The organism is Ruegeria sp. CH8 (assembly GCF_056536985.1).
In genome coordinates, this window is record NZ_JBQFQR010000013.1 from 116,363 (window position 1) to 139,339 (window position 22,977).

Annotated in this window: 21 protein-coding genes; 9 read left to right on the forward strand and 12 right to left on the reverse strand. The window is 56.6% G+C overall.

What is annotated here, in order from left to right:
• From ACR0ER_RS15780 to ACR0ER_RS15800, 5 genes are read right to left on the reverse strand one after another with little or no spacing between them, the layout of a single operon-like run.
• The gene (locus ACR0ER_RS15780; RefSeq protein ID WP_480769753.1) at nucleotides 1-678 is read right to left on the reverse strand and encodes a hypothetical protein; all 678 of its coding nucleotides are present in this window, start codon (nucleotides 676-678) and stop codon (nucleotides 1-3) included.
• Nucleotides 678-1,121, reverse strand: a complete 444-nt coding sequence (locus ACR0ER_RS15785) for an ATP synthase subunit C (protein WP_170324458.1) — start codon at nucleotides 1,119-1,121, stop codon at nucleotides 678-680. Before ACR0ER_RS15785 ends, ACR0ER_RS15780 begins: the two co-directional genes overlap by 1 nt.
• A complete protein-coding gene (locus ACR0ER_RS15790) occupies nucleotides 1,118-2,914 on the reverse strand; it encodes a V-type ATP synthase subunit I (RefSeq protein WP_480769754.1) in 1,797 nt (598 codons plus the stop codon). The genes ACR0ER_RS15785 and ACR0ER_RS15790 overlap by 4 nt, the downstream gene beginning before the upstream one ends.
• Nucleotides 2,911-3,516: a V-type ATP synthase subunit D gene (locus tag ACR0ER_RS15795; RefSeq protein ID WP_480769755.1), complete on the reverse strand. Its 606-nt coding sequence runs from the start codon at nucleotides 3,514-3,516 to the stop codon at nucleotides 2,911-2,913. The genes ACR0ER_RS15790 and ACR0ER_RS15795 overlap by 4 nt, the downstream gene beginning before the upstream one ends.
• Complete coding sequence (locus tag ACR0ER_RS15800) at nucleotides 3,494-4,855, reverse strand: V-type ATP synthase subunit B (protein WP_480769756.1); 1,362 nt, start codon at nucleotides 4,853-4,855, stop codon at nucleotides 3,494-3,496. The genes ACR0ER_RS15795 and ACR0ER_RS15800 overlap by 23 nt, the downstream gene beginning before the upstream one ends.
• Before the next feature lie 244 nt (nucleotides 4,856-5,099).
• Here ACR0ER_RS15800 and ACR0ER_RS15805 point away from each other — a divergent pair, with 244 nt between their 5' ends.
• The 8 genes from ACR0ER_RS15805 (at nucleotide 5,100) to ACR0ER_RS15840 (ending at nucleotide 12,659) form a co-directional block, all read left to right on the forward strand.
• The gene (locus tag ACR0ER_RS15805) at nucleotides 5,100-6,839 is read left to right on the forward strand and encodes an ABC transporter substrate-binding protein (RefSeq protein ID WP_170330836.1); all 1,740 of its coding nucleotides are present in this window, start codon (nucleotides 5,100-5,102) and stop codon (nucleotides 6,837-6,839) included.
• Nucleotides 6,840-6,922: 83 nt separating this feature from the next.
• Nucleotides 6,923-7,972, forward strand: coding sequence for an ABC transporter ATP-binding protein (locus ACR0ER_RS15810; RefSeq protein ID WP_480769757.1), 1,050 nt, complete (start codon nucleotides 6,923-6,925; stop codon nucleotides 7,970-7,972).
• Between the two features lies 1 nt (nucleotide 7,973).
• Complete coding sequence (locus ACR0ER_RS15815; RefSeq protein WP_480769758.1) at nucleotides 7,974-9,050, forward strand: ABC transporter ATP-binding protein; 1,077 nt, start codon at nucleotides 7,974-7,976, stop codon at nucleotides 9,048-9,050.
• Entirely contained in the window at nucleotides 9,047-9,910 is an 864-nt protein-coding gene (locus ACR0ER_RS15820; RefSeq protein ID WP_058280832.1) for a carbohydrate ABC transporter permease, read from the forward strand. The genes ACR0ER_RS15815 and ACR0ER_RS15820 overlap by 4 nt, the downstream gene beginning before the upstream one ends.
• Nucleotides 9,907-10,704, forward strand: coding sequence for a carbohydrate ABC transporter permease (locus ACR0ER_RS15825; protein WP_058280831.1), 798 nt, complete (start codon nucleotides 9,907-9,909; stop codon nucleotides 10,702-10,704). The genes ACR0ER_RS15820 and ACR0ER_RS15825 overlap by 4 nt, the downstream gene beginning before the upstream one ends.
• Before the next feature lie 8 nt (nucleotides 10,705-10,712).
• Nucleotides 10,713-11,114, forward strand: coding sequence for a DUF2160 domain-containing protein (locus tag ACR0ER_RS15830; RefSeq protein ID WP_480769759.1), 402 nt, complete (start codon nucleotides 10,713-10,715; stop codon nucleotides 11,112-11,114).
• Between the two features lie 65 nt (nucleotides 11,115-11,179).
• The gene (locus ACR0ER_RS15835) at nucleotides 11,180-11,575 is read left to right on the forward strand and encodes a BlaI/MecI/CopY family transcriptional regulator (RefSeq protein WP_170330829.1); all 396 of its coding nucleotides are present in this window, start codon (nucleotides 11,180-11,182) and stop codon (nucleotides 11,573-11,575) included.
• Complete coding sequence (locus ACR0ER_RS15840) at nucleotides 11,562-12,659, forward strand: M56 family metallopeptidase (protein ID WP_480769760.1); 1,098 nt, start codon at nucleotides 11,562-11,564, stop codon at nucleotides 12,657-12,659. Before ACR0ER_RS15835 ends, ACR0ER_RS15840 begins: the two co-directional genes overlap by 14 nt.
• A 7-nt stretch (nucleotides 12,660-12,666) precedes the next feature.
• Here ACR0ER_RS15840 and ACR0ER_RS15845 read toward each other — a convergent pair whose 3' ends face one another.
• Nucleotides 12,667-14,070, reverse strand: a complete 1,404-nt coding sequence (locus tag ACR0ER_RS15845) for an MATE family efflux transporter (protein ID WP_480769761.1) — start codon at nucleotides 14,068-14,070, stop codon at nucleotides 12,667-12,669.
• A 363-nt stretch (nucleotides 14,071-14,433) separates the two neighbouring features.
• Here ACR0ER_RS15845 and ACR0ER_RS15850 point away from each other — a divergent pair, with 363 nt between their 5' ends.
• A complete protein-coding gene (locus tag ACR0ER_RS15850; RefSeq protein WP_480769762.1) occupies nucleotides 14,434-14,916 on the forward strand; it encodes a putative molybdenum carrier protein in 483 nt (160 codons plus the stop codon).
• A 29-nt stretch (nucleotides 14,917-14,945) separates the two neighbouring features.
• Here ACR0ER_RS15850 and ACR0ER_RS15855 read toward each other — a convergent pair whose 3' ends face one another.
• From ACR0ER_RS15855 to ACR0ER_RS15880, 6 genes are all read right to left on the reverse strand, one after another.
• On the reverse strand, nucleotides 14,946-16,577 hold the full coding sequence (locus ACR0ER_RS15855; protein ID WP_480769763.1) for a N,N-dimethylformamidase beta subunit family domain-containing protein: 1,632 nt from the start codon (nucleotides 16,575-16,577) through the stop codon (nucleotides 14,946-14,948).
• Between the two features lie 160 nt (nucleotides 16,578-16,737).
• On the reverse strand, nucleotides 16,738-17,190 hold the full coding sequence (locus ACR0ER_RS15860; RefSeq protein WP_480769764.1) for a hypothetical protein: 453 nt from the start codon (nucleotides 17,188-17,190) through the stop codon (nucleotides 16,738-16,740).
• Nucleotides 17,187-19,250 (reverse strand): glycosyltransferase, encoded by a 2,064-nt coding sequence (locus ACR0ER_RS15865; RefSeq protein ID WP_480769765.1) that lies wholly within the window; start codon nucleotides 19,248-19,250, stop codon nucleotides 17,187-17,189. The genes ACR0ER_RS15860 and ACR0ER_RS15865 overlap by 4 nt, the downstream gene beginning before the upstream one ends.
• A complete protein-coding gene (locus ACR0ER_RS15870; RefSeq protein ID WP_480769766.1) occupies nucleotides 19,247-20,329 on the reverse strand; it encodes a hypothetical protein in 1,083 nt (360 codons plus the stop codon). The genes ACR0ER_RS15865 and ACR0ER_RS15870 overlap by 4 nt, the downstream gene beginning before the upstream one ends.
• A gap of 5 nt (nucleotides 20,330-20,334) precedes the next feature.
• Nucleotides 20,335-20,658, reverse strand: coding sequence for a hypothetical protein (locus ACR0ER_RS15875; RefSeq protein ID WP_170330813.1), 324 nt, complete (start codon nucleotides 20,656-20,658; stop codon nucleotides 20,335-20,337).
• Nucleotides 20,659-20,739: 81 nt separating this feature from the next.
• Nucleotides 20,740-22,710: a hypothetical protein gene (locus ACR0ER_RS15880; RefSeq protein WP_480769767.1), complete on the reverse strand. Its 1,971-nt coding sequence runs from the start codon at nucleotides 22,708-22,710 to the stop codon at nucleotides 20,740-20,742.
• Nucleotides 22,711-22,977: the final 267 nt, after the last annotated feature.

The window sequence follows — 22,977 nt, forward strand, 5'->3', positions numbered from 1 at the left end:
TTACCGGATCACCCCTTCCAACACTGCGCGGAAGCGAGGTTGCAGATGCTCCATCAGCAGCGAGGCCACGGCCTTGTCGGTCAGATCCAGCACAACACCCTGATCTTCAGCCCGGACCCGGATACCGTCCTGCGCGTCGTCCGAAGCGTGTAACTCGACTTGCTCGCGCAGCATCTTGGCGGTCAGGCCCAACACGTACTTGGTCAATTTGCCTGACTGAATGTCGTCAGCGTTTTGCTTGATATCCTCTTGCGTGGCGACCTTGGCAGGCAGGATGACCTGCACCTTGCCGTCCAGCTTAGCCTCAGCAGCAGCACGGCCCACCACTTCGAGAATCATCTGTTTCAGCAGGTCCGGGTCACCCATTTCCTTGGTGACCAGTCGCTCGACATCTTGGCGGAACCGGTCCGTCAGACCAGCCTTCATCGTCAATACCGCGTCACGCATGGCGGTGTTCAGCGCTTCCTCACCCGCTGCACGGTAACTGTCAGACTCGCTGCGAGCCTTTTTCTGATAGGCATCCGCCTCGCGTTTTGCGTCGGCCAGAATCTTTGCGGCTTCGGCCTTGGCATCCGCGCGAAGTTTTTCTGCATCCGCCTGCCCGGCCGCCACGCCGTCACTGCGCAACTTGTCGATCAGCGCATCGACACCGTGCGAAATCATCCCATCCTGTGCCATCAACTGATCCCCGCGCTGATGACCAGGGCAAAGACAAAGGCAAAGACGCCAAAGCCTTCGATGATCGCTGCTGGTGCCAGCGACAGGCCGAAGATTTCAGGCTTTTCCTTGGTCGCGTTAATCGCCGCCGCACAGGCCCGGCCTTGCCAAATGCCGCAATACATCAGCGCAATGCCCGACAGGATTCCGATCCCGAACAGCCCGCCCGCGTTTTCCGGCGTCACGTCGCGGTTCAGTGTGAACATGATAACGATGCCGTAGATCACCATGGTCGAGGGAAAGGCCGACACGCCGACAAACCGGCCATATCCGCCCTCGGTCTCGGTCATGGCGCCGATACTGGCCATCCCCGCAATCGAGCAGCCGATGGCGCTTGCGGCTGCGCCTAGCGCCATGGGTGCGTAAATCCCCAGCCAACCCAATGTCAGAACAAGCTCATTCATTCCTGAACCTCCTTGCGGGCGAACGGGCGAAAGACGATGCCTTCGTCCGGCAGACCCCATTTAAAGAATTCGATGTAGTTGAGACGCAATCCGTGGACGACGCCGCTCATCAACGCGAGGGCGAAGTTCAGGATATGGCCGATGATCAGGATCAACAGACCGAATAGAATACCCGGCCCTTTCAGCGCGTGAATAACCGACATGGCCAGATCGTTGAAGGTGATCGCCAGCGAAGCCGAGGCCAGCCCAAGCGCAAACAGGCGCATATAACTCAGCACGTCTCCAAACGCGCCCATAGCCCCAGCAAGACCTTGAACCCCGTCGATCAAACGCCAAATCCAGTCGGTAGGTTTCTTGATCACCCGCTCGCTTGAGAACAGCAGAATCGCCACAGCGCCCACGATCAGGATCGCCGCCCCGGGTGTCGGGGAATCCCCCTTCATGTAGCTGAGCCAAAGAACAAACCCGCCGATCAGCGCTGCGATCCAACCCAGATTGGCGATGGCTTTCCTCTGTCCCCACGCCGCCCGAGCGGCCAGCGCATTGGCCAGAACCAAGTGCAGAACACCGACAACAATCGACACCATCATCATGGCCCCGAAATTGTTCATATCCAGCAGCTTGAGCTTGGCCCAGATCGACCCGTCGGGTGGAGAAACCCCGAAATAGCTGCCGACCAGAATCCCGTACAAAATCGTCGCGCCCGAGATGATCAGACCATACAGTCGCCACGATCTCTCTCCGGCCGTTCGACCCATCCGTCTCCAGAACAGCAGCAGGCCAAGCAGGATGACAACGCCATATCCGGCGTCGGCCACGATCATCGCGAAGAAGAACGCAAACGAGGCGGCGACGATGATGCTCGGATCCCAATCCTTGTATCCGGGCACTTGATAAAACAGTGCCAAGTCCACAGCTGCACTGCGTTTTTCCGGTTGCTCCAGCAATGTGGGCGGCGAGTCCTCCGGCCCCGGCTCTTCAATCAGAACGGCTGCATCCTTGGCCTGAGCCATCTCAAGCACGGCCTCAATGCGATCTTCGGGCACCCAGCCCTGCAGGGCGAACATCGCCTCTTCGTCGCGCACTTTCTGCGTTGCATGGGCAAGTTCAGCCGCGCTTTCTGCCACGGACAGATTTCGCCGCATCAACGTCAGATAACGGGTCTGCGCAACCCGTTCAGCCTCAAGCGCTTCGATGGCAATCTCGGCCTCTTCCAGCTGCGCCTCCAACTCGTGAATGGGCAACGAGCCTGTGTGAGTGCGTGGAACCGGCAGAATGTCATCTGCCGGTTCGTCCGGGGCGATCAGGACCGCATAGATAAAGCGATGATCCTGTTCCAGAATGGCCCAAGGCAGTGTCAGATCGGACAGCGCATCGCGATGCTTAACTGGCAGTTGGTAGAACCACAACCGATTGCCCGCCAACACATCATCGGGCGGAAAATCCAAATCTCCCCATGGTCGCACCTGAGCAATCCGATGAGCCAGAAAGTCCCGCCGGTCGGTCATGTCACGCGTGCGCTGCATTAGGTCCAGTACGTCCTTGACGAACTGGTCCATGTCGAAATCCGGGTCACGCTGTATCTGTCGGCGCGGCTCGGGCACATCCGTCAGGAAACGCAGTGCCTTATAGGCGTCTCTTGCCCCACGCTCACTGATCTTTTCGGGTTCGGCCGGAGGCGGTGCCAGCGGCAGGACGTGCATACAGCCCAACTCCTGCAACGCCTCAAGCGTTTCGTTCTTCTGCCCTGCGCGTCCAACCAAGGAAAGTTTTTTGAGGCGCGCGACACTCATGTCACGGCCTCCTGCGCGTGTTTGCGTTTTGAAATCTTCGAACGCACAACGGCCTGCATCTGCTCATCGCTCAGGTAGATGCGGATTTTCTTGATGTTGGCCTTGGCGCGCGGGATCAGGACCTTTTCGAACAAGTTGACGCGTTGGGTGATCGTCGCGACGGCCTTGTCGAAAATCTTCACCCGTTCCTCGGCCACCTTGACCCGAAGACGCGCCTCGATCATGTCGTGCAGCAACTGCGCCGCGGCATCGACCCAATGGGGTTTGGCCAGTAGAGAATAGGGCCGCACTGCAACTTCGATCCGGTCCAGCGCGGGCATTTTCACACCCACAACGTTGACCTCTTTGACCTGATAGTCCTTGAGTTCAACCAGCCCGTCCAAATCGACACCCTGCTGCGCCAGCATCGGCAGCTTCGCCCCGACCTGTTGGGCCAGTTCCTTCACCTCTTCCTCAAGCCGCCGTACATCCTCGCGCGCTTTGGCACGTTCCGCCATCAACTGCTGGCGCTTCAGGTCCAGCGACGGCAGGAACCGCTCATAGCTTTTCAGCTGCGTCTGCTGGCGAGCCAGCGACGATTTATTCAGCTGCAACCGCGCCATTGGCATCCTTCGGGAAATACTTGTCGACCAAAGCCTGCTTCATCAGCAGTTGTTCAGGCTGGAAACACTCAGCCAGCGTTTTCCAGCCCAGATCCAACGCCTCTTCCAGCGGGATCGAAACGTTGATGTCCATGAACCGCGTCCGGAACAGCGCTCCAAATTTCAGTAACTGGTGATCGTAATCAGACAGATCAAACGCCATTGCCTGTTTCTGCGCGGCATCACGGCTTTCAGAATAGAACCGGATCATCGTGTTCATGATTTGCCCGTGATCCTCACGCGTGGTCTTGCCAATCACGTTCTGCTTGAGGCGCGAGAGGCTGCCGAATGGATCGATCACGCCGGAGTGCAGATAGAACTGCCCTTCGGTGATATAGCCGGTGTTGTCTGGCACCGGGTGGGTCACGTCATTGCCGGGCATCGTTGTTACGGTCAAAACCGTTACCGACCCGCCCTTGGCATAGTCGCAGGCTTTCTCATACCGCCGCGCCAATTGGGAGTAGAGATCGCCCATATAACCGCGCTGCGAGGGCACCCGTTCCTGACTGATGCCAACCTCTTTCATCGCGTCGGCAAAGGCGGTCATATCGGTCAGCAGGACTAGGACGCGCTTGCCCTCTTCCACCGCGAATTTTTCGGCCACGGCCAGCGCCATGTCGGGCACCAACAGGCGTTCCACCAGAGGGTCCATCGCCTGATTGACGAACATCACAGTGCGCGAGAATACCCCGGCGTCTTCAAACGACGTCCGGAACGTGTGGTAGTCGTCAAAGATCAGCCCCAACCCGCCGAACACCACGATATCGGCGTCCGCCTGAATGCCGATTCGGCTGAGGAACGCGTTGAACGGCTCACCCGAGACGGAGAAGATCGGGATTTTCTGGCTTTCGACCAACGTGTTGAACACATCGATCATGGGCACGTCGGTGCGGATCATCTTGTTGGGCACCGCCCGCTCGGCCGGGTTCACGGTCGGCCCGCCTATATCGATTCGAGGCTCGGCCGACAGGTCCGGACCGCCATCTATCGCCACCCCTGCCCCGTCAAACACACGGCCCAGAATGTTGGCCGAATAGGGCGTTTGCATCGGGTGGCCAAGGAAGGTTGCGGTCGCTTCGGTCGATATCCCCTTGGTGCCGGAAAATACCTGCAGCGTCACCACGTCATGGTCGATGAAGATTGCCTGCGCCAGGGTTTTATGCCCATCAACCGTCTCGATCACAGCCAGATCATTGAACCGAACCGCAGCATCCGCAGACCCGTCTAAGGGCACCCTGACCTTGATCGTATCACCTACAATTTCCAGTACACGCGTGTATTTCAACAGACTCTGGGACATTGCCTATCCTCATGCGTCCAAGTGGTTTTTTACAAATTGGCGCCACGTCAGTCAGCGACATTTTTTGCAATCACGGGTGCAGCTTACAACGAATTCAAAAATTGGCAACCGAGGATGCGTTGCTGTCGCGGAACTCCAAACAAATCCAATTACTAAAAATTTAGTTTGACACATACGCAGAAAATCGCTGATGCTGATCGCCATCCGGTTCGCGCCGGATCACATAATCTTTGGGAGGAGACAGATGCGGAGACATCTACTTTCCGCAGTGGCGGCAGCTGCCGTCATTGCGGGGCACGGCTCTGCTTGGGCCGACGAAGCTGCAGCACAACGTTGGATCGACGACGAATTCCAGCCATCAACCCTGTCGAAAGACGAACAGATGGCGGAAATGCAATGGTTCATCAAAGCTGCCGAGCCCTATGCCGGAATGGAACTCAACGTGCTGTCGGAAAGCATACCGACGCATTCCTATGAATCCGAGGTTCTGGCAAAGGCATTCGAAGAGATCACCGGCATTAAAGTGAACCACCAGATCCTTGGCGAAGGTGAGGTAGTTCAGGCCGTTCAGACCCAGATGCAAACGGGTCGGAACCTGTACGACGGCTACGTCAATGACAGTGACCTGATCGGTACGCACTCGCGTCTGCAACTGGCGTATAACCTGACCGAGCAGATGGGCGGTGACTGGTCGGCGACCACCTCACCGACTCTGGATCTGGATGACTTTATGGGCATTCAGTTCACCACCGGTCCGGACGGCAACCTCTATCAACTGCCCGATCAGCAATTTGCGAACCTCTATTGGTTCCGCAAGGACTGGTTCGATGATGAGGCCAACAAAGCCGCGTTCAAAGAGAAGTACGGCTACGACCTTGGAGTTCCGGTCAACTGGTCCGCATATGAAGACATCGCCGAATTCTTCACAAATGACGTGAAGGAAGTCGACGGCGTGGCGATCTATGGCCACATGGATTACGGCAAACGCGCACCTGACCTTGGCTGGCGCATGACCGATGCCTGGCTGTCGATGGCAGGTGCTGGCGACAAAGGTGAGCCGAATGGCGTTCCGGTCGATGAATGGGGCATCCGCATGGAAGCGGGCACCTGTAACCCCGTCGGTGCCTCGGTGTCGCGCGGTGGTGCTGCGAACGGCCCGGCTGCGGTCTACGCAATCCGCAAGTGGGATGAGTGGCTGCGGGCCTATGCGCCTCCGGGTGCGGCGTCTTATGACTTCTACCAGTCGCTGCCCGCGCTCAGCCAAGGCAACGTGGCCCAGCAGATCTTCTGGTACACCGCCTTCACCGCCGACATGGTGAAGCCGAAGTCCGAAGGCAACAACACCGTGGATGACGAAGGCACGCCGCTGTGGCGGATGGCACCCAGCCCACATGGCCCCTACTGGGAAGAAGGTCAGAAAGTTGGCTATCAGGACGTGGGCTCCTGGACCTTCCTGAAATCGACCCCTGCGGATCGTGCTCAGGCAGCGTGGCTTTACGCGCAATTCGTGACTTCCAAAACTGTCGACGTGAAGAAATCCCATGTGGGTTTGACCTTCACCCGCGACAGCTCGGTCAACCACGAATCGTTCACCGAACGCGCGCCCAAACTGGGTGGCCTGGTCGAGTTCTACCGCTCGCCTGACCGTGTGGCGTGGTCGCCGACCGGCATCAACGTTCCGGACTATCCAAAGCTGGCCCAAATCTGGTGGCAGCAGATCGGTGACGTAAACTCGGGCGCCTTTACCCCGCAAGAGGCGATGGACCGTCTGGCCGAAGAGATGGACATCACCATGGCCCGTATGCAGGCCGCGGATGAAAGCGCCGGTGTCTACGGTGGTTGTGGTCCTCGCCTGAACGAGCCGCAGGACCCTGCCTTCTGGCTGGAAAAAGCGGGTTCGCCAAAGGCCAAGCTTGAGAACGAAAAGCCGCAGGGCCAGACCGTCAACTATGACGAACTGGTTCAGCGCTGGCAGTCTCAGTAAGCCGTTGAAAACCGGGGGTGCCGTTCGCGGCATCCCCACCACAAAGACCAGTGCGCAGCACTGAAGGACCGGAACCCACGGACATGATCGAACTACAAGACGCCACCAAACGGGTTGGCAATGTCATCCATATCAAGCCCACGAACCTGACGCTGCAAACCGGCCATTTCAATGTGCTGCTTGGCGCGACGGGATCCGGCAAGACCTCTCTGATCAAGATGATGGCGGGGCTGGACCCGATTGCCTCGGGCAAAGTCTTCATGGATGGGCAGGACGTAACCCGGCTGAACACGCAAAAGCGGCAGATCAGTCTGGTGCACCAGTTCTTTGTGAACTACCCTCATATGAGCGTTTTCGACAACATCGCCTCGCCGCTACGCGTGGCGGGCATGGCCAGGACCGAGATCGAAGGCCGCGTAGAAGAAGCCGCCGATCTGCTGCAACTGCGCCCGATGCTGCACCGCCGACCGCATGAGTTGTCGGGCGGGCAACAACAACGAACTGCATTGGCCCGCGCCATCGCGAAAGAGAGCCGCGCGGTGTTTCTAGATGAACCGCTGGCGAACCTTGACTACAAGCTGCGCGAGGAATTGCGCGAGCAACTACCCGACCTTTTCGCCGGACGTGGAGCCGTGGTGGTCTACGCCACTTCGGAACCCGAAGAGGCCCTTTTGCTGGGCGGCTATACTGCCCTAATGGAAGACGGCCGCGTCACTCAGTTCGGTCCGACCGCCGACATCTACCGCAACCCCGAGAACATCGCCGCCGCGCGCGTCTTCTCGGACCCACCAATCAATGTGGCGCGCATCACCGTTTCCGGCGCCCAGGCGCAACTGGCAGGCGGAGGCGGCTGGCCGGTCACCGGCATAGCCGACGGAGACTACATGGTCGCCGTACGGCCCCACAGGGTGACGCCGTTCCGCTCATCCGGTGATGATGTGGAACTCACGGGCCGCGTAATCGTGACCGAACTGTCGGGCTCAGATTCCAGCGCGCATTTTCAGCATGGAGAAGAAGCGTGGGTTTCGCTCGCTGCTGGTGTTCACCCCTATCAGGTCGGTGAGGATCACAGTTTCTACATGAACCCGGCCCATTGCCGGTATTTCGGCCAAGACGGCAAAAGGGTGGCCTGACATGGCACAGATCAAGCTTTCAAACCTGCGACACAGCTACATTCCAGCGCCGAAAGGTCCGGAGGACTATGCACTGAAGGAAATCGACGTGACTTGGCGCGATGGGGGGGCCTATGCACTGCTTGGGCCCTCGGGTTGTGGCAAATCTACGCTGCTGAACATCATCTCAGGTCTGCTGACGCCGTCCGAGGGGCAAATTCTGTTCGATGGTCAGGACGTCACCGCCCTGCCCCCCGATCAACGCAACATCGCGCAGGTGTTCCAGTTTCCGGTGATTTACGACACGATGACCGTGGGCGAAAACCTGGCGTTCCCGCTGAAAAACCGGGGCGTCGACGCCGCGACGATCAAGCGCCGCGTCGATGAGATTGCCGAGATGCTGGACGTCACGGATATGCTGAACACGCGCGCCTCGGGCCTGAGCCCGGATAACAAGCAGAAAATCTCGATGGGTCGTGGTCTGGTCCGCGACGACGTGAACGCGGTGATGTTTGATGAACCGTTGACCGTGATCGACCCGCACCTGAAATGGAAGCTCCGATCCAAGCTGAAGGAACTGCATCAGCGCGTCAAAGCCACGATGATCTACGTGACCCACGACCAGACCGAGGCGCTGACCTTCGCCGACGAAGTGGTTGTGATGCAAGAAGGCGAGGTCGTGCAAATTGGGACTCCAGTTGAATTGTTCGAGCGCCCTCAGCACACATTCGTCGGCCACTTCATCGGTTCACCCGGCATGAATGTCCTGCCTTGCGAGGTCAAAGGTGACCGCGCTTTGTTCGAAGGTCACGAGGTGATGCTAGAGGGTCCGACCCACGGCGACGGAGGCCGCACCGATTTGGGTATCCGACCCGAATATGTGGGCTTTGGCAACACCGGCATCCCCGCGCATGTGACCAAAGTGTCGGACATCGGTCGCCACTATGTGATCAGCGCCATGGTCGGCAACACTGCGCTGAAGGCCGTGACGGAACATGAAGTGCCCGAGCCGGGCTCGCAGGTTTTCCTGCAATTCAAACCAGACCAATCCCGCGTCTACCGCGACGGCTGGATCGCAACCGAGGAGCGGGCGCAATGAGAACCGAAAACCAAAAGGCATGGTTCTTTGTCCTGCCTGTGCTGGCTCTGGTCGCGTTCAACGCGCTGGTTCCGATGATGACGGTGGTCAACTACTCGGTGCAAGAAACCTTCGGCAACAACCAGTTCTTCTGGGAGGGGCTCGGCTGGTTCGAGCAAATCCTGCGCTCTGACCGGTTTCAAGCCGCATTGGGACGACAGTTCCTGTTCACCTTCCTGATCCTGCTGATTGAGGTGCCGCTGGGCATCATTGTGGCACTGTCGATGCCGCGCAAAGGGTTCTGGGTGCCGGTCTGTCTGGTTCTGATGGCCCTGCCGATGCTGATCCCGTGGAACGTGGTGGGCTCGATGTGGAACATCTTCACCCTGCCCAAAATCGGTCTTCTGGGATACTTCCTGAATGACGTTCTGGGCATCAACTATGACATGACACAACAGCCGATCTCGGCCTGGATTACGGTCATAGTCATGGATGTCTGGCACTGGACTTCGCTGGTGGTTCTGCTGTGCTATGCGGGTCTGGTTTCGATCCCCGACGCCTACTATCAGGCGGCGAAGATCGACGGGGCCAGCCCGTGGTCGGTGTTCCGCTACATCCAGTTGCCCAAAATGAAAACCGTCCTGACAATCGCCGTACTTCTGCGGTTTATGGACAGTTTCAACATCTATACCGAGCCCTTCGTTCTAACCGGCGGTGGCCCCGGCAACTCAACCACCTTGCTGTCGATTGACCTTGTGAAGATCGCGCTGGGACAGTTCGACCTTGGCCCTGCGGCCGCGATGAGCCTGATCTACTTCGCCATCACGCTACTGGTCAGCTGGGTCTTCTACACTCTGATGACAAAGGATGACGCGCAATGAAGAAGCGGTCCCTTATCCCAATCCTCTATATCGCGTTCCTGATGCTGCCGATCTATTGGCTGGTGGCGATGTCCTTCAAGACCACGAACGAGATCCTGTCGGGCTTTTCCCTGTTTCCCCAGACCTTTACGCTGGAGAACTACATCACCATCTTCACCGATCCGACGTGGTACTGGGGCTACATCAACTCGATCATCTATGTGACGATCAACACCGTGCTTTCGGTCTGTGTTGCGCTGCCAGCAGCCTATGCATTCTCACGCTATCGGTTCCTTGGTGACAAGCAGTTGTTCTTTTGGCTGCTGACCAACCGGATGGCCCCTGCCGCTGTCTTCGCTTTGCCCTTCTTCCAGCTCTATTCGTCGATCCACCTGTTCGACACATATCTGGCCGTAGCGCTGGCACACACGCTGTTCAACGTGCCGCTGGCGGTGTGGATTTTGGAAGGCTTCATGCGCGGCATTCCGAAAGAATTGGACGAGACGGCCTATGTCGATGGCTATTCCTTCCCTCGCTTCTTCGTGACGATCTTCTTGCCGAACATCAAAGCCGGCGTCGGAGTGGCTGCTTTCTTCTGTTTCATGTTCTCATGGGTTGAGATGCTGCTGGCCAAAACCCTGACTGCGGTCGAGGCAAAACCCATCGCCGCCGTGATGACCCGGACGGCCTCCAGCGCAGGGTATGAGCTGGGCCTGCTCGCCGCTGCCGGGACGCTCACCATCATCCCCGGCGCCATCGTCATCTGGTTTGTCCGCAACTACATCGCGCGTGGCTTCGCGATGGGACGTGTGTGAGGTTCGATATGCGTAAACTTCTTCTCACCCTCCCCTTCCTGCCTTCGATGGCTGCTGCCCAACAGGCCGGTTGGGGCAGTGTCGGCCAACAAGAGGACAAGGGCTTTTCATGGACCGACCCTCTGTGGCCCGATTTTTGGATGGCCTGGACCCCAGCGACGCTGGCCGTGTTCGTGGGCATCTTCTCGGCCATCGCCCTGATTGGCGTGCTCGAAGGGTTCAAGTATCGCGACGGCATCGAACGACGTGGCGTGCTGGGCCTGACCACCACTCTGGGCGACCGGCTGTTCATCACCCTGCTGGGCTCGGCCTATATCTTCCTCGCCTGGCTTGGGCTGGTGGGTCAGCCCGTCTGGACGCCGCTATTCCTGTCGATCGGCTGGAGCATCTTCGTCTTCTGGAAAGTTTAAGCTTTGCGAAACAGCGAAAGGATGCTTGTCTGTCAGGCATACTAAAAATGCGACACGAAAGACCGATGCGAAAAAAGAAAACAACAAACCTGCTGACCGAAGTGGAACTTGAGTTCATGAACGAGCTCTGGGCGCTAGGTCAGGGCTCGGTCCGTGACGTGCTTGATCGCCTGCCTCCAGAACGCAATCTGGCCTATACGTCCGGTGCAACCATCCTGCGGATACTCGACGACAAGGGATTTGTCGAAAGCCACAAGGATGGAAAGACGCTGATCTATACGCCGCTTCTGGAGAAAGACAGGTATCAGGCACGGTCGCTGCAGAACCTGTCGCGGACGCTGTTCGACGACACACCTGCCACGCTGGTTGCACGTCTGGTTGACGATGCAGGCCTCAGCGAAGCCGATCTGGAGGAAATTCGGGCACTGGTAGAGAGGAGACTGCAAAATGACAGCGGTTAAACCGGTTCTCGACGCGTATCTGGAATGGAATTTAGTCCTCGGACTTGCCGCAATTCTGTGGCTGGTTGCGCGGGGGCTTTTGTCCCGAACCTCACTCAGCCACGGGTTCGTGGCGCAATTGCGCGCGCTTAAGGCACTTTGCATGTGTATCGTCATCAGCCCTCTTCTGGCTCTGGGTGTATCGGCGCTGGCCGCACTTACTCAGACCAAGAGCACCGTGGCGATCGGCGATATCGCCGTGGCGGCCTATCTGCGCGGTGACATCGCCATGCCTGCCACCCAATTCGAGACGCTACTAAACACGCGCCAACGCTGGGTAGAGGTATTGTTCAGCGGAGACTATCCGGTTGCGTCCGCAATCCTTGTATTGATGGCCCTTGCGTCGCTGATCTATACCCTGCGGGTGATCCGCGACGGGATGGCAATCCGCGAGACGGTCAACACCAGCTTTTTGTGGCGCCGCTCGGCGAAGGTGGATATCCGCCTGTCCGACCGCATTTCCGTGCCCTTCGCGGTCAGGGGTCTGCGTCGGCGTCACGTCGTGTTGCCCAGCCACCTGCTGGACACCCCGCGCGAGCTGCGGTTCGCCCTTGCGCATGAGCTGCAGCACGTGCGTGCCGGGGATGTTGAGTGGGAGCTTGGGTTCGAACTTCTGCGGCCTCTGTTGTTCTGGAACCCCGCCTATCTGGTGCTAAAATATCAGTTCGATCGCCTGCGCGAGTTGGCCTGCGATCAGTCAGTTGTGGCCCGCAAGAACATCGATGCGCACGACTATACCAAATGCCTGCTGGACTATTGCGCCCGAACCGTCACGCGCGGCAGCCCGCGTGTTCTGAACGTGGCTTTGGTTACTGGCGGCAAAGCGAAACGCGTTCTGCGGCAACGGGTGATCGCGTTGGCGGATGCACCTGCGATGCAATCGTCGATGCCGTTCATGTTCCTTGGCCTGAGCATCCTGTTTGCGCTTGTCCTTGGGCTGGCCGCCGCATCAGTCCAACAGACCGAGGATTGGAGCCATGATCGCCTGATGCTGTCCACCGTGGTCAACCTCGAACGGCTGGAAGCGCGTAATCAGGGCAACTGACCCGCCTCTACCAACCGCGACGCCCGAACAAGGCTTGCAACCGGTTCTGCCCGGCAAACGGGTCGGCAGGTTGCGGTGCGGCCAGGTTCGCAACAACCCGCCGGACCAGAACCCAGCAGATCACGGCGAAGATGACCCCTCCCAACGCCTGGCCCAGCAGTACGCCGGGGGCGCCCGCGATATGGGCCCCGACAACCGCAAAGGGCCATGTGCCCAGTGTATGCCGCCCCCAATTCATCCAGGTCGAATAAATCGGATGACCCAGATTGTTGAAACTGGCATTCGCGACAAAGATCACACCGTTGAAGAATGAGGCTAAAGCCAACGGTCCGCAAAACAGATAGATCAGCGCCCGCGTCTGCCCCTGCGCCTGAAACAGATCGGCAATCGGCGCGCGCAACACAAAGAGAGTTGCCGCCATCAGGCAAACGTAAACAGCGGTGAACTTAACTCCGGCCAGAAAGGTCGCTTTCACCCGGTCATACTGCGCGGCGCCGAAGTTCTGACCGACGATTGGCCCGATGGCGCCGGACAGGGCGAACACAACCGAAAACGCCACCGGCATCAACCGCCCGATCACCGCCATACCAGCCACAGCGTCCGTTCCAAATTGGGCGACCTCACGGATGACAATCGCGTTGCCAATGGGCGTGGCGATATTGGTCAGGACGGCGGGCACGGCAATCGCACGGATGGGGCGGACATCCAGCCCCAATTGCCGCAAGGAAGGTCGGCCAAAACCGCGATGCACGCGGACGGCAGGTCTGACCGCCGCAATCAACATACAAATCCGTGCAATGACCGAAGCTATTGCCGCCCCGTCCAACCCCAGCCCGACAGCAAAAATCAGGATTGGATCCAGCACTGCGTTTGCCACCCCGCCATAAATCGTGGCCTGCATCGAGCGTCGCGCATCCCCATACGCGCGCAACACCGCCATGCCAGTCATGGCAACCGCCATCACCCACATGGTCGGCAATATGATGGACACATATCGGGCGGCCAGTCGCAATACCTCGCCCTCAGCGCCCAGCAAGGACAGGCAAAACGTCAGATTGAACAGAACGGCCACAGAGACGACCAACCCGACCAGACCGCCCAGCACGGCAACGCTGGTTCCGAATTGGCGCGCCTGCTCAGGCCGATCGGCGCCCAACTCTCGCGCCACTAAAGCGCCTGCAGCGATCGACAGCCCGACATTGATCGAATTGGTGAAGAACAACAGCGTTCCGGCGTAGCCGACTGCTGCTGCTAGTGCGTCGTTGCCCAGCATCGAAATGAAGATCATATCGACGAAGTCCACGGCGAAAATCGCCATCAGGCCAATGCTGGTGGTCAGGGACATGCGGGTGACGTGGCCCATCAGACTGCCCGTCAGAAAGACCGCTTTACTCTGGGATTGTGTTGCCATGTGTTTTTGCGCCCTTGCCCGATTGCCCAGTTTGCTCGCGTTTTACGTTATGATGCAATCGGAAATTGGGGGCAGGTAACCTTCCCAAACCTGAACGCTTTGATCCTATTTAACTGCTACGCTTTGCGGACATTGCGTCAGAAAATCCGGGATTGTGCCCCTGCCGTTCAATTGTCGCGGATGGCGGCCGCTGTTGGGATGTTTCAGGATGAGCAGGAAAGGAAACAGTATGGCCGGCTGAAACAGAAAATCTCTGATATTGCCCCCCGCATGTTGGACGTTCTGCGGAAGAAGTCCTGAAATCCACCAGCACCCCGGCACCCGAGCGCCCTTTAAAGTCTTCGTAAAGAAAGGACGTGAACTATGAAAATCGTATCAGGCGGTCAAACCGGCGTGGACATGGCGGCACTGGACTTCGCGCGGCGCAATGGGATTGTGTACGGCGGATGGGTCCCCAAAGGTCGTACAAATGAGTCCGGTCGCATTCCCGACCATTTCACTGGACTGCGCGAGACGAATTCCGAAGACGTTGACGAAAGAACCCGGAACAATGTCCTATTGGGCGACGCCACACTGATTTTTATCGATGGTTCAACCAGTCCCGGCACGCAATTGACCATCGATTTTGCAAAGGAAACAGGGAAACCGCATCTGGTCATCGATGTTCGAAAAGGTACGGATACTTGCGCGCGGAAAGTGCGCCAATGGCTTCGCTCTATTCCCGTTTCTTTGTTGAATGTCGCTGGCCCTCGAGCGTCCGAAGCGCCGCAGATTGGGCTACAGGTCCGCGCTATTCTGGAGCAGAGCCTTGACGTGCTTAGCACTCAGAACCTGCGCCAGCCTTAAGTGCCCCAAGGCCAGTCCATTCAACTCGCTTACTCTCTGCCAAACCTGACAAGCACATTGCGCGTCACCTGTTCTACCTGCCAGTCACGCCTCGCCAACCCCATCACCCATTCGCAGGTGCCTGCCGTGAAAACCTCGCCTTCGCCGCGCGGCCAATACACGATGGCACCATTGCCCCGTCGGCTACGATCCAATGTCTCTGGGGTGACTTCTCCGAACATTGCCGTGGCTTTGAAAATCGCATCCGCGTCCGCGATATAAGGGGTTTCACCCCAAACCCCCTGTGATGGTTCTATGTTGGTCGCAAGCCCCATCGCGAGGATCTCAAGCGCCGGGTCGGCGCCGTCAGCCCCGGTGGCAAAAGGCAAGCCGTCCTCCATCCGGTAATCCACGCCATCCACTTCGTATCCAAAGATACGGGACGCGCCCCCTAACTGATCACCGTACCCTAGCTGAGTGCCCTGCAGCGCCCAATGATCGGGACGGTAGACCGTAAAGCCCCCACTGCCCTGCCCGACGCAGCGCCCAAGACCCGCGTAGACCCCTTTGAGCCCATTCACCCCAAAGGTCTGCGCGCCGGGACGGTTTGCCGGGGCGGCCTCCCATGCTGTGGTCACAAAATGCTCTAGTTCCGTACCGACAAGCGGATCCTGCTCGGCCGTGTATTTGTAGCAAACTTGAGAACGCCCCTCATCCTCGATCCGGGTTTGCCAAAGAAAGTTGCCGCCGAACCGGGCAACGCGACCGCCCTGTTCTGTGTAGCGGTCCACCGCATCGCGCATGTTGGCAGACCAGTATTCGTCATGCCCCACAAAGACAGCGCATTTGTGGCGTTTCAAAAGTTCGGGATTTTCTTCCAGATCGTGCTGAGTGGCGAAATCGAACGCAAAGCCTTGTTCTTCTGCCCAAATTGCAAAATGGCGTTCGTAGCTTGCCCACCCGGCCGAAGCGTATTTCTTGGAATACCCGTAGGCATAGGCCCATTCCATATAAGGATAACGCACCATTGTTCCCGGCGTATGTGGCGTTTCGGGCACTGCGCGCGGAGCTCCAGCGGGCAGCTTGCAGAACCCGCGTGTCCACGGGCGCTGCGTTGAAACGACCGGGGAAAATGCGTTGCGATCCGGTCCTGTGATCCCTTCGTAGTGGTTGGATCCACCCCAGCAATTATAGGCCAGCCATGTTCCCGTCGCGCAGATCAGCACATAGGGTGCAGGTGGTTTTGTCTCAGCGCGACGCAGTAGAAACAGGTGATGCTCTTCCACCCGGTCCCCATCACGCTCGGCGGTTAGTGTCACAAGATAGCCACCTTCGCGCCAATCATCAGGGATCGTCAGCTCATGCGAGGCATTCCATCCGCAACCCGTAACCGAACAATCCTCGGGAGTGGTCTGATGCAGGCCTTGGATACCGGTTTTCGAGTACACCGTCTCATAACGCGTACCGTCGCGACCAACTTCAAGGTCCCAGATTTCTGCCGTGGTGGACACGCGCAGAACCAGCCGATCACCTGGAGCATAGGTCATAAGTTCCGTGTAGCCCCAAATCTCCAGAACCGAGTCGTCGCGTGCTGGCCCGATATAGTAATTGTCCAGAATATGCCGCGCCTTGGCTCGGGTCCTCGGCGTTGTTGCAGGCGTGGGAGTTTTCGAATGACCCATTGCTCAGCCCCTTGTTCCGGTATTCGCTTATCAGGCCACCTAGTAAACCGCACGCATCGTCTTACCATTACCGTCAGGTATCGAGGCGCCCTGCGCGTGTTTAAGCCTTTACAACGAATAGCTTGCTTATACCCGGACGCTAACCGCCCCCTGCTAAACTTCAAGTCACGTTATTCTGTTGTGACCACAGGCCGATTTCATTCCCATCTATGATAATCGCAAGCTCCCAGAACTTTCTTATTTCCTCTTCTGCAGCTTGCGCCGCCTCCGGCTCGTCAGGAATGCGTTCAACACGGAAGCCAAACTGTTCAAAACCACTGTAATCAATGCGGCTTAAAATTACCGGAAACACCTCACGTTCCAATGCGGCGGCGGCAAGAAGCCTTGAGACATTGTGTACAGACTTTGGAGGCTCCAGAATTCGAATGCCGATATGAACAGGGCTACCTGCTTCGCGCTCCCAAAGAGCAACAGATGGAACTATGCCCATTTCAGGGAACACAACTTTTCCATGTGGATTGGGTGTATGATTGTCAGCGACCAATGCGTCCAGTTGCACCGGTTGCTTTGGGGACGTTCTACCGAGAATTTCGAACCAAAAGGTATCTGTCATTTTCCTAACGTAACCCCTGCTATGATTTCAGCCGCTCTCGACGCCCCTGTTTCGGGCAATTCAATTCTGTTCAATTCAGATCGATAGATCTCCACTTCATCGTGATCCAGACACTCAGACACTGCTCGTTCAAGCTTCATGAAGTCTTTTTCGGTGATGATTGCGCATAGGTCTCGGTCAGCCAAAGCTTTGGCGCGTCGCTCTTGATTGTCCAAATAGGGCGCGGACTGCGGGATCAGGATCGAGGGGATTTTGTGATAGAGAATCTCAAGGACGGAGTTATACCCCGCCGCCGAGATGACCAAATCTGCGGCCAGACACAATGAAGTAGCCTCAAACGTCTGAACCACCCGGGTATTCGTCCACCCGAACGTGGCTGGCTGAACCTTGCTTCCTGGCCAGACTACGACAAGGTGCAGACAGTCTGTCCGCCCCTCCAACATCCCTGATATTGCCTGAATCTGAGCCGACCGGTCAGAGGCCACCCCACCGCCCAGCATACTGACGACCAACTGCTTGAAATCTCGTCCAAACCGTTCAGCCAGCCGCGCCCTAAGCCCGTTGCGCTCCTCCGCTGACTGGGTCACCTGACGAAAGATCGGACCGACGTAGTGCACATGATCGCCAAAACTGTAGACGTCATTCAATTCTTCAAAGGCTTCGGACGGCACGATAACCTGATCGAACACCCCCTCGCGGCGAAGCATCGTTTCCCTGGATCGTCCATCCGGCCACAGGCCCCGCCGGACCCAAACCGCCGAAAATTTGCGTTCGAGAATCACGCGGAAGACGGAATCGAAGACATGGCCGCCATCAAAAACCAACCGGTCATTTTCCTGTAGCGCCGCGCTCAACCGACGATATGTCAGGATATCGTTGCCATCGGGACTATCTGTGGTGTCGATACGCGAGACCAGCGGAATGCAATCGATGCCTTCACGGCGGATAAGCGGGATACAACTGGGAAAGGCCGCGAATATCGGCGACATATCGTCGGGCAGCGCGTTGGCAACTACCGCACACCGCTGTGCGTGCCCCAATCCCACACCGTTTGTTGGAAAAAACAAAGTTCTTTGTTCGGTTCGAACAGGCTCGCGTTTTTTGGCTGCAAGACCTGCGGCGGCTTCAAGACGGGAGATGTCCACCGAATGAAGCCACTGAGATTTCATGGCCTGTTCTGCGATTTGCGAGGTATTCCCAAGGATTTTTCCTGCAAGGTATCCATCCAGTGAGAACGGCGTTTTGGGCCCAAGCAATACCGGCGCGCCCGAGGAAACAAGCGCTTCATCATCTGTGCAGTCTATCGCCACACCGCCGGCCGCAATCAACGCGACAGCATACGCTGCCACGCGAACCCCTGCGATACCGTGACCGAACAACACAAGAATGTCTGTCGTTTTGGCCAAAGTAAGAGAGGAAAGATCAGTGTAAAGGATGGTCGGCAGGTCGCGGTACGGTGACAACTTTATGGCTTCGTTCTGTGCTCCGCTGACCACAAGACGCAAGTTGTAGCCACCCTGGTTACTCATCCGTGAAAAACAGGATAGCGTCTCGGGATTGTCCAGTTCCATAGATCCAAGGACTACAGTGACGTTCGCCACCTGTTGCACAGGCCGAGGCGTTGGCTGAATCTCGGCAACAAGAGGGCTGGCCGCCGTGGACAGCACCGAACGCGGCTGAAAGTCCGTAAGATCAATTACCGTCGCTTCACGCCCAAGTGCATACGCCAATCGCGCCTTCGCACCAATGTAACTTTGCTGAGTTTCGAACCGGCCGGTCGCGATCACCGGAACGTCTGGTTCAAGTTGCTTTTGCCTCAGTGATGAAAGAAGCAGATCATTGATGTCCTCGGCACCCAGCACGAACACGGTTTCGGCTTCATATTCTTCCGGATCAACAAGAAACTTGGCCGCCTCGTAAACTCTGCCGCGCCCGGCTTCTTCCGGCAAATATTCGGCACCTATACATGCGGTAAAACCACGCGCAGCTAGCTGCTCGGCAAAAATCAATTGCGCATCAAAAGACCTTAAAGAACGCGAACCGGCCTCAACAAAAATCATACCAACACCCCGCTGTCAGCGGATAATACACCGGACAGCATCGCTTTGAAGTTTTCAGCAGAATAACGCGCCAGCACCGGTTGCGATCTGGAAATCTGTTCATGATACCGGTCTGGGTGAGCGACGAGGTCAGAAACTATCCCATCTACATCTTCGGGACGGCAGGTAAGAACTGCATTGTCGAACGTCTCGCCGATATCGGAATTCGTTAGAACAACTTTTCCAGCGGCAAGTGCTTCCGCTATGACGCGACCAAAACTCTCTTGCCAAGTCGGTGCTGTGAAATAAACAAAAAAATCAATCATTCCAAAAAACTCGTCCACGCTAACAGCATCAAAGGGAAGCAAGGTCCAATGCGGGCGAAGTACACGGGCATCAAGCAATGCATCGGCGCCCAGAATTACGTTACTCTTTGCATGTTTGGAAAAACAACTGTCCAGATCGGAGAGAACCGGGAACTTCTCAAACCCGGGCCGTGAATGCCTGCCGCGGCGATCCTCGGGTTTTTCGCACGGAGCGTCCATGTCGGTTTCGCAAATATTGAACCAATCCGTGCCCAGAACATTCCAATGACGCGCCACTCGGGATCTGGCCAGCCATTCGGTTACGGTTTTTCGATTGTATGGTGAAATCGGCGCGAGAGTTTTCCTGAGCGCAAGTGCCGATCCCTCAATTTGGTTCAGACAGCTTAAAACGTCGAACCCGTCTTCTCCGCCAGGACGCAGAAAATTTTCATGCGTTACAACTATCAATTCCCGGGCAAATATCTTTGTGCATAATGCGTCTTGAAACTTAAGAAACGCCGGATTGTGAAGGATCACTACATCCGCACTGATGCGAGGTGCATCCCAAATCAGCGGAATACGCAATACGTCGAGCGTACGCCGTAACACCGGCGCTATGTGTTGGCTGTCACCGAAAGTCCTGGATGCTACGGCATGAACCTCTATCTCCCCAAGCTCAACTGCCACCTGAAGCTCGGCGGCGACTGCTGCTGATGTACCGCCCGAGAACCTTGGCTCAATAACGTAGGCGATCTTCGGACGAGACGAGCTACCAATGGCACTAAACACAGTCATGGGGCCTAGTGCTGCAATTCATTTGAGCGCGCAGCCGTTCCCGTTTGGGCGTCACGCGGGTCGGGCGATGCATTGGCAGGAAAACCAAAGTTCAGGTTGCCGGAGGAAGCAGCGTTATAAAACTCGCGCAGTTCACGCGATAGCTCGTCTTCACCAGCAAGTAACTCCGGGTTTCTATCAAGGTATGATTGCAGGGCCTTTGTGTCATTGCTTGATAATAGCTGATCTATGGCGAGCAAATGCTCAAGCGTAATCTCGGCACGTGCGCCCCCCGAGGTCGCTAAAAATAGAAGCGCAGTTACCATGCCGACGAGTCTGCTATCAGTCATCTATGAAAACCTTATAAATACTTATTAAATTCACTCACAGTTTGTTTCAGTCCCACGCAGTCAATTACTGGAACATGATTTCTAGTTCGTACTTGCCCGAAGTTTTTGTAAAACCTGACGTCTCAATTGATTTAAAGGATTGTTTGCAGTCCCGTTTCGGCTGCTTCTTTTGGTCGTTCGTTTAGTCGGAGAATTGCCATAGCCTTTTCCGGCCAGCCACAATTCCACGACACCGCTTGGCGTCTTGCTTTTTGATCCGGTGAAATCGCGCAGCAACGCGCCAGCATCTTCCGCAAGGGCGGCGGCTTTGGCGGCATCCTGCCTGTGATAGAACCGCACGTTGGATTGCGACACCCGGAATCCAACCCGCGCCGTTCCACTTAATTCGTGCCCCGTCGTCGTCAAATCAGCGACCACAGTATCCACATCATCCTCAGAGAGCCTGTTGGGCGCGTACAACCTGAATGTTGCGCCTCGACTTTGAGAGATCGTTGCAGGTGGTTCGATCTCCTCAATGGGCAGCGCCACGTGCACGGTTGTGTCCAAGGGCTGTTTTCGCGGCGCTGCAATCAATAATTGCATCGCCTCCGGGCTAAGCTCTGGGCCTTCAATTTGTTCCGAGGGGTTCAGTGCCACGGATGTCAATACATGATCGACTGGATCAATCAAAACAGGCCAATCGGGTTGAATTGCCCAAATTTGTTTCGGTAGTGTTCCAGGTCCGGCTACAGGCGGCAACGGAGTCGGAGTGGTAAACAAGACAGGCTGCATTTCGACGAGGGACGCGCGTAACGGAGAAGCAAACGCTTCAACTGCAATTTCTATTGGGTCAAACCTTGCCGAAACCGCTCCGGACAAAACAATCGCTGTACCATAATATTCAGGCACGCTTTCATAGGGCAGGAAACTCGGGTTCGCTTCTTGTCTCGGCAGGTAGCCAGCACCTCCTACCGGCAAAAGTGGCTGCTCAAGCGCCGGAACATATGCCTGAACGCTTGGGACAGCACTCAGAGCAATTGGCTCCACGACTTCAGGACCGTTTGTAAATTCCGACAGGGGTGGTGTCAGCGAAGCAAAGCTGTTCAGGTTTTCCACCTGGACCAAACTGCTGTCGGGGGATGTTGGTCTTGGCGGTAGGTCTAACACGTCAGCCGAGATGATAAGTTCCCCCTCTTCACCAGAAGATACAACAGGCTGCACGGCACCAGATTGCCCTGCGTTCTCACCTTGCAAGGGGGCGGCAATGGCTATCTCAGCTTCGGCTGTTGTCAGGCTTACTGTTTCATTGTTGCCTGAACGGGAAAGAAACAAAAAAACTGAAGACGAAGCAACTACTCCGATAACGCAACCAAGGGCCAATAAGCCCAAACTGACTTTGCCGCGGGCTTGTTTCTCTTTTCTCAGACTTCGAAGAAGTTTTTTTGACAGGCGATGGTCAATTTCCTCAGTAGACAGCTTTAAACTCAAACCCGAATTTGAATGGTCGCCGCCAACGTTCTTAGAGGCGTCACCGTCGGTAAGAGTTTCGTTGGGCGACGACCCATTGTCTTCCTGTACTTTTCCAGATCTTGCATGATTGAGTTTGCGCCTGAGGGAGTCTTGGCTTGACTGACTGGCTTCGGCAGAACTAGTTTTTGGTTTGTGGGTCCCGAAAATTTTTTCGACTTTGTCGTTCAGTCGGTCTCCAGATTCATTGCCTTGGCCCTCATCAGGCACTCCGGGACGGGGCTTTTCCGACTCACTCCCCCGACGCGCGAGCACCTCGTTTCTTTTCTCCCTGGCTTCTTCAAGCTGATGTGACCACGAAGTATGGGTACCCGAAGGGCGCACACCTGTGGTTGATTGATCAGCACTGCTTTGCTTCGGTTTCGGCTTTTGAGTTTCTTTACTTTTCTGCTTTCGTGCCGAAAGATTTTTTTCCCGCTCTATCCGAGCTTTTTCAAGCACCTTCTGCCACTCGGAGGATTGTACAAAATCATAGATATCCGACGCCTGATCAGCGCTTTTCTTGGCAACTTCTGGTCGAGTCTTCTGGCCGCTAGCCTTTGTCATGAATTACCCCCGACTGGCCGCTAAAATAAGCTCAAAACTGCTGTTACCCGGTTAACCCAAGCACAAGCCGGTGCATCAAAATTCTAATAAAACTGACTTGAGATTATAAAAAACTGACTTCATGCTGACAAGTCAGCCGATCCCTACGGGATAAATCAGCACTGTCACCACCATTGTAAGGCGCGCTCGCCCTGCCCCGCCAGACGCTAGTTTCAGAGTTTTTTTGTCCATTAGCCAATTCCGAGTTAAGCTGAAGCTTATTGTTGT

What these genes read in the sequence shown, in the direction of transcription:
- ACR0ER_RS15825 (WP_058280831.1), top strand. Translation starts at nt 9,907, where the DNA reads ATGAAGAAGCGGTCCCTTATCCCAATCCTCTATATCGCGTTCCTGATG.
- ACR0ER_RS15810 (WP_480769757.1), top strand. Translation starts at nt 6,923, where the DNA reads ATGATCGAACTACAAGACGCCACCAAACGGGTTGGCAATGTCATCCAT.
- ACR0ER_RS15850 (WP_480769762.1), top strand. Translation starts at nt 14,434, where the DNA reads ATGAAAATCGTATCAGGCGGTCAAACCGGCGTGGACATGGCGGCACTG.
- ACR0ER_RS15815 (WP_480769758.1), top strand. Translation starts at nt 7,974, where the DNA reads ATGGCACAGATCAAGCTTTCAAACCTGCGACACAGCTACATTCCAGCG.
- ACR0ER_RS15830 (WP_480769759.1), top strand. Translation starts at nt 10,713, where the DNA reads ATGCGTAAACTTCTTCTCACCCTCCCCTTCCTGCCTTCGATGGCTGCT.
- ACR0ER_RS15870 (WP_480769766.1), bottom strand. Translation starts at nt 20,329, where the DNA reads ATGACTGTGTTTAGTGCCATTGGTAGCTCGTCTCGTCCGAAGATCGCC.
- ACR0ER_RS15780 (WP_480769753.1), bottom strand. Translation starts at nt 678, where the DNA reads ATGGCACAGGATGGGATGATTTCGCACGGTGTCGATGCGCTGATCGAC.
- ACR0ER_RS15840 (WP_480769760.1), top strand. Translation starts at nt 11,562, where the DNA reads ATGACAGCGGTTAAACCGGTTCTCGACGCGTATCTGGAATGGAATTTA.
- ACR0ER_RS15875 (WP_170330813.1), bottom strand. Translation starts at nt 20,658, where the DNA reads ATGACTGATAGCAGACTCGTCGGCATGGTAACTGCGCTTCTATTTTTA.
- ACR0ER_RS15790 (WP_480769754.1), bottom strand. Translation starts at nt 2,914, where the DNA reads ATGAGTGTCGCGCGCCTCAAAAAACTTTCCTTGGTTGGACGCGCAGGG.
- ACR0ER_RS15845 (WP_480769761.1), bottom strand. Translation starts at nt 14,070, where the DNA reads ATGGCAACACAATCCCAGAGTAAAGCGGTCTTTCTGACGGGCAGTCTG.
- ACR0ER_RS15800 (WP_480769756.1), bottom strand. Translation starts at nt 4,855, where the DNA reads ATGTCCCAGAGTCTGTTGAAATACACGCGTGTACTGGAAATTGTAGGT.
- ACR0ER_RS15880 (WP_480769767.1), bottom strand. Translation starts at nt 22,710, where the DNA reads ATGACAAAGGCTAGCGGCCAGAAGACTCGACCAGAAGTTGCCAAGAAA.
- ACR0ER_RS15860 (WP_480769764.1), bottom strand. Translation starts at nt 17,190, where the DNA reads ATGACAGATACCTTTTGGTTCGAAATTCTCGGTAGAACGTCCCCAAAG.
- ACR0ER_RS15805 (WP_170330836.1), top strand. Translation starts at nt 5,100, where the DNA reads ATGCGGAGACATCTACTTTCCGCAGTGGCGGCAGCTGCCGTCATTGCG.
- ACR0ER_RS15785 (WP_170324458.1), bottom strand. Translation starts at nt 1,121, where the DNA reads ATGAATGAGCTTGTTCTGACATTGGGTTGGCTGGGGATTTACGCACCC.
- ACR0ER_RS15820 (WP_058280832.1), top strand. Translation starts at nt 9,047, where the DNA reads ATGAGAACCGAAAACCAAAAGGCATGGTTCTTTGTCCTGCCTGTGCTG.
- ACR0ER_RS15795 (WP_480769755.1), bottom strand. Translation starts at nt 3,516, where the DNA reads ATGGCGCGGTTGCAGCTGAATAAATCGTCGCTGGCTCGCCAGCAGACG.
- ACR0ER_RS15865 (WP_480769765.1), bottom strand. Translation starts at nt 19,250, where the DNA reads ATGATTTTTGTTGAGGCCGGTTCGCGTTCTTTAAGGTCTTTTGATGCG.
- ACR0ER_RS15835 (WP_170330829.1), top strand. Translation starts at nt 11,180, where the DNA reads ATGCGAAAAAAGAAAACAACAAACCTGCTGACCGAAGTGGAACTTGAG.
- ACR0ER_RS15855 (WP_480769763.1), bottom strand. Translation starts at nt 16,577, where the DNA reads ATGGGTCATTCGAAAACTCCCACGCCTGCAACAACGCCGAGGACCCGA.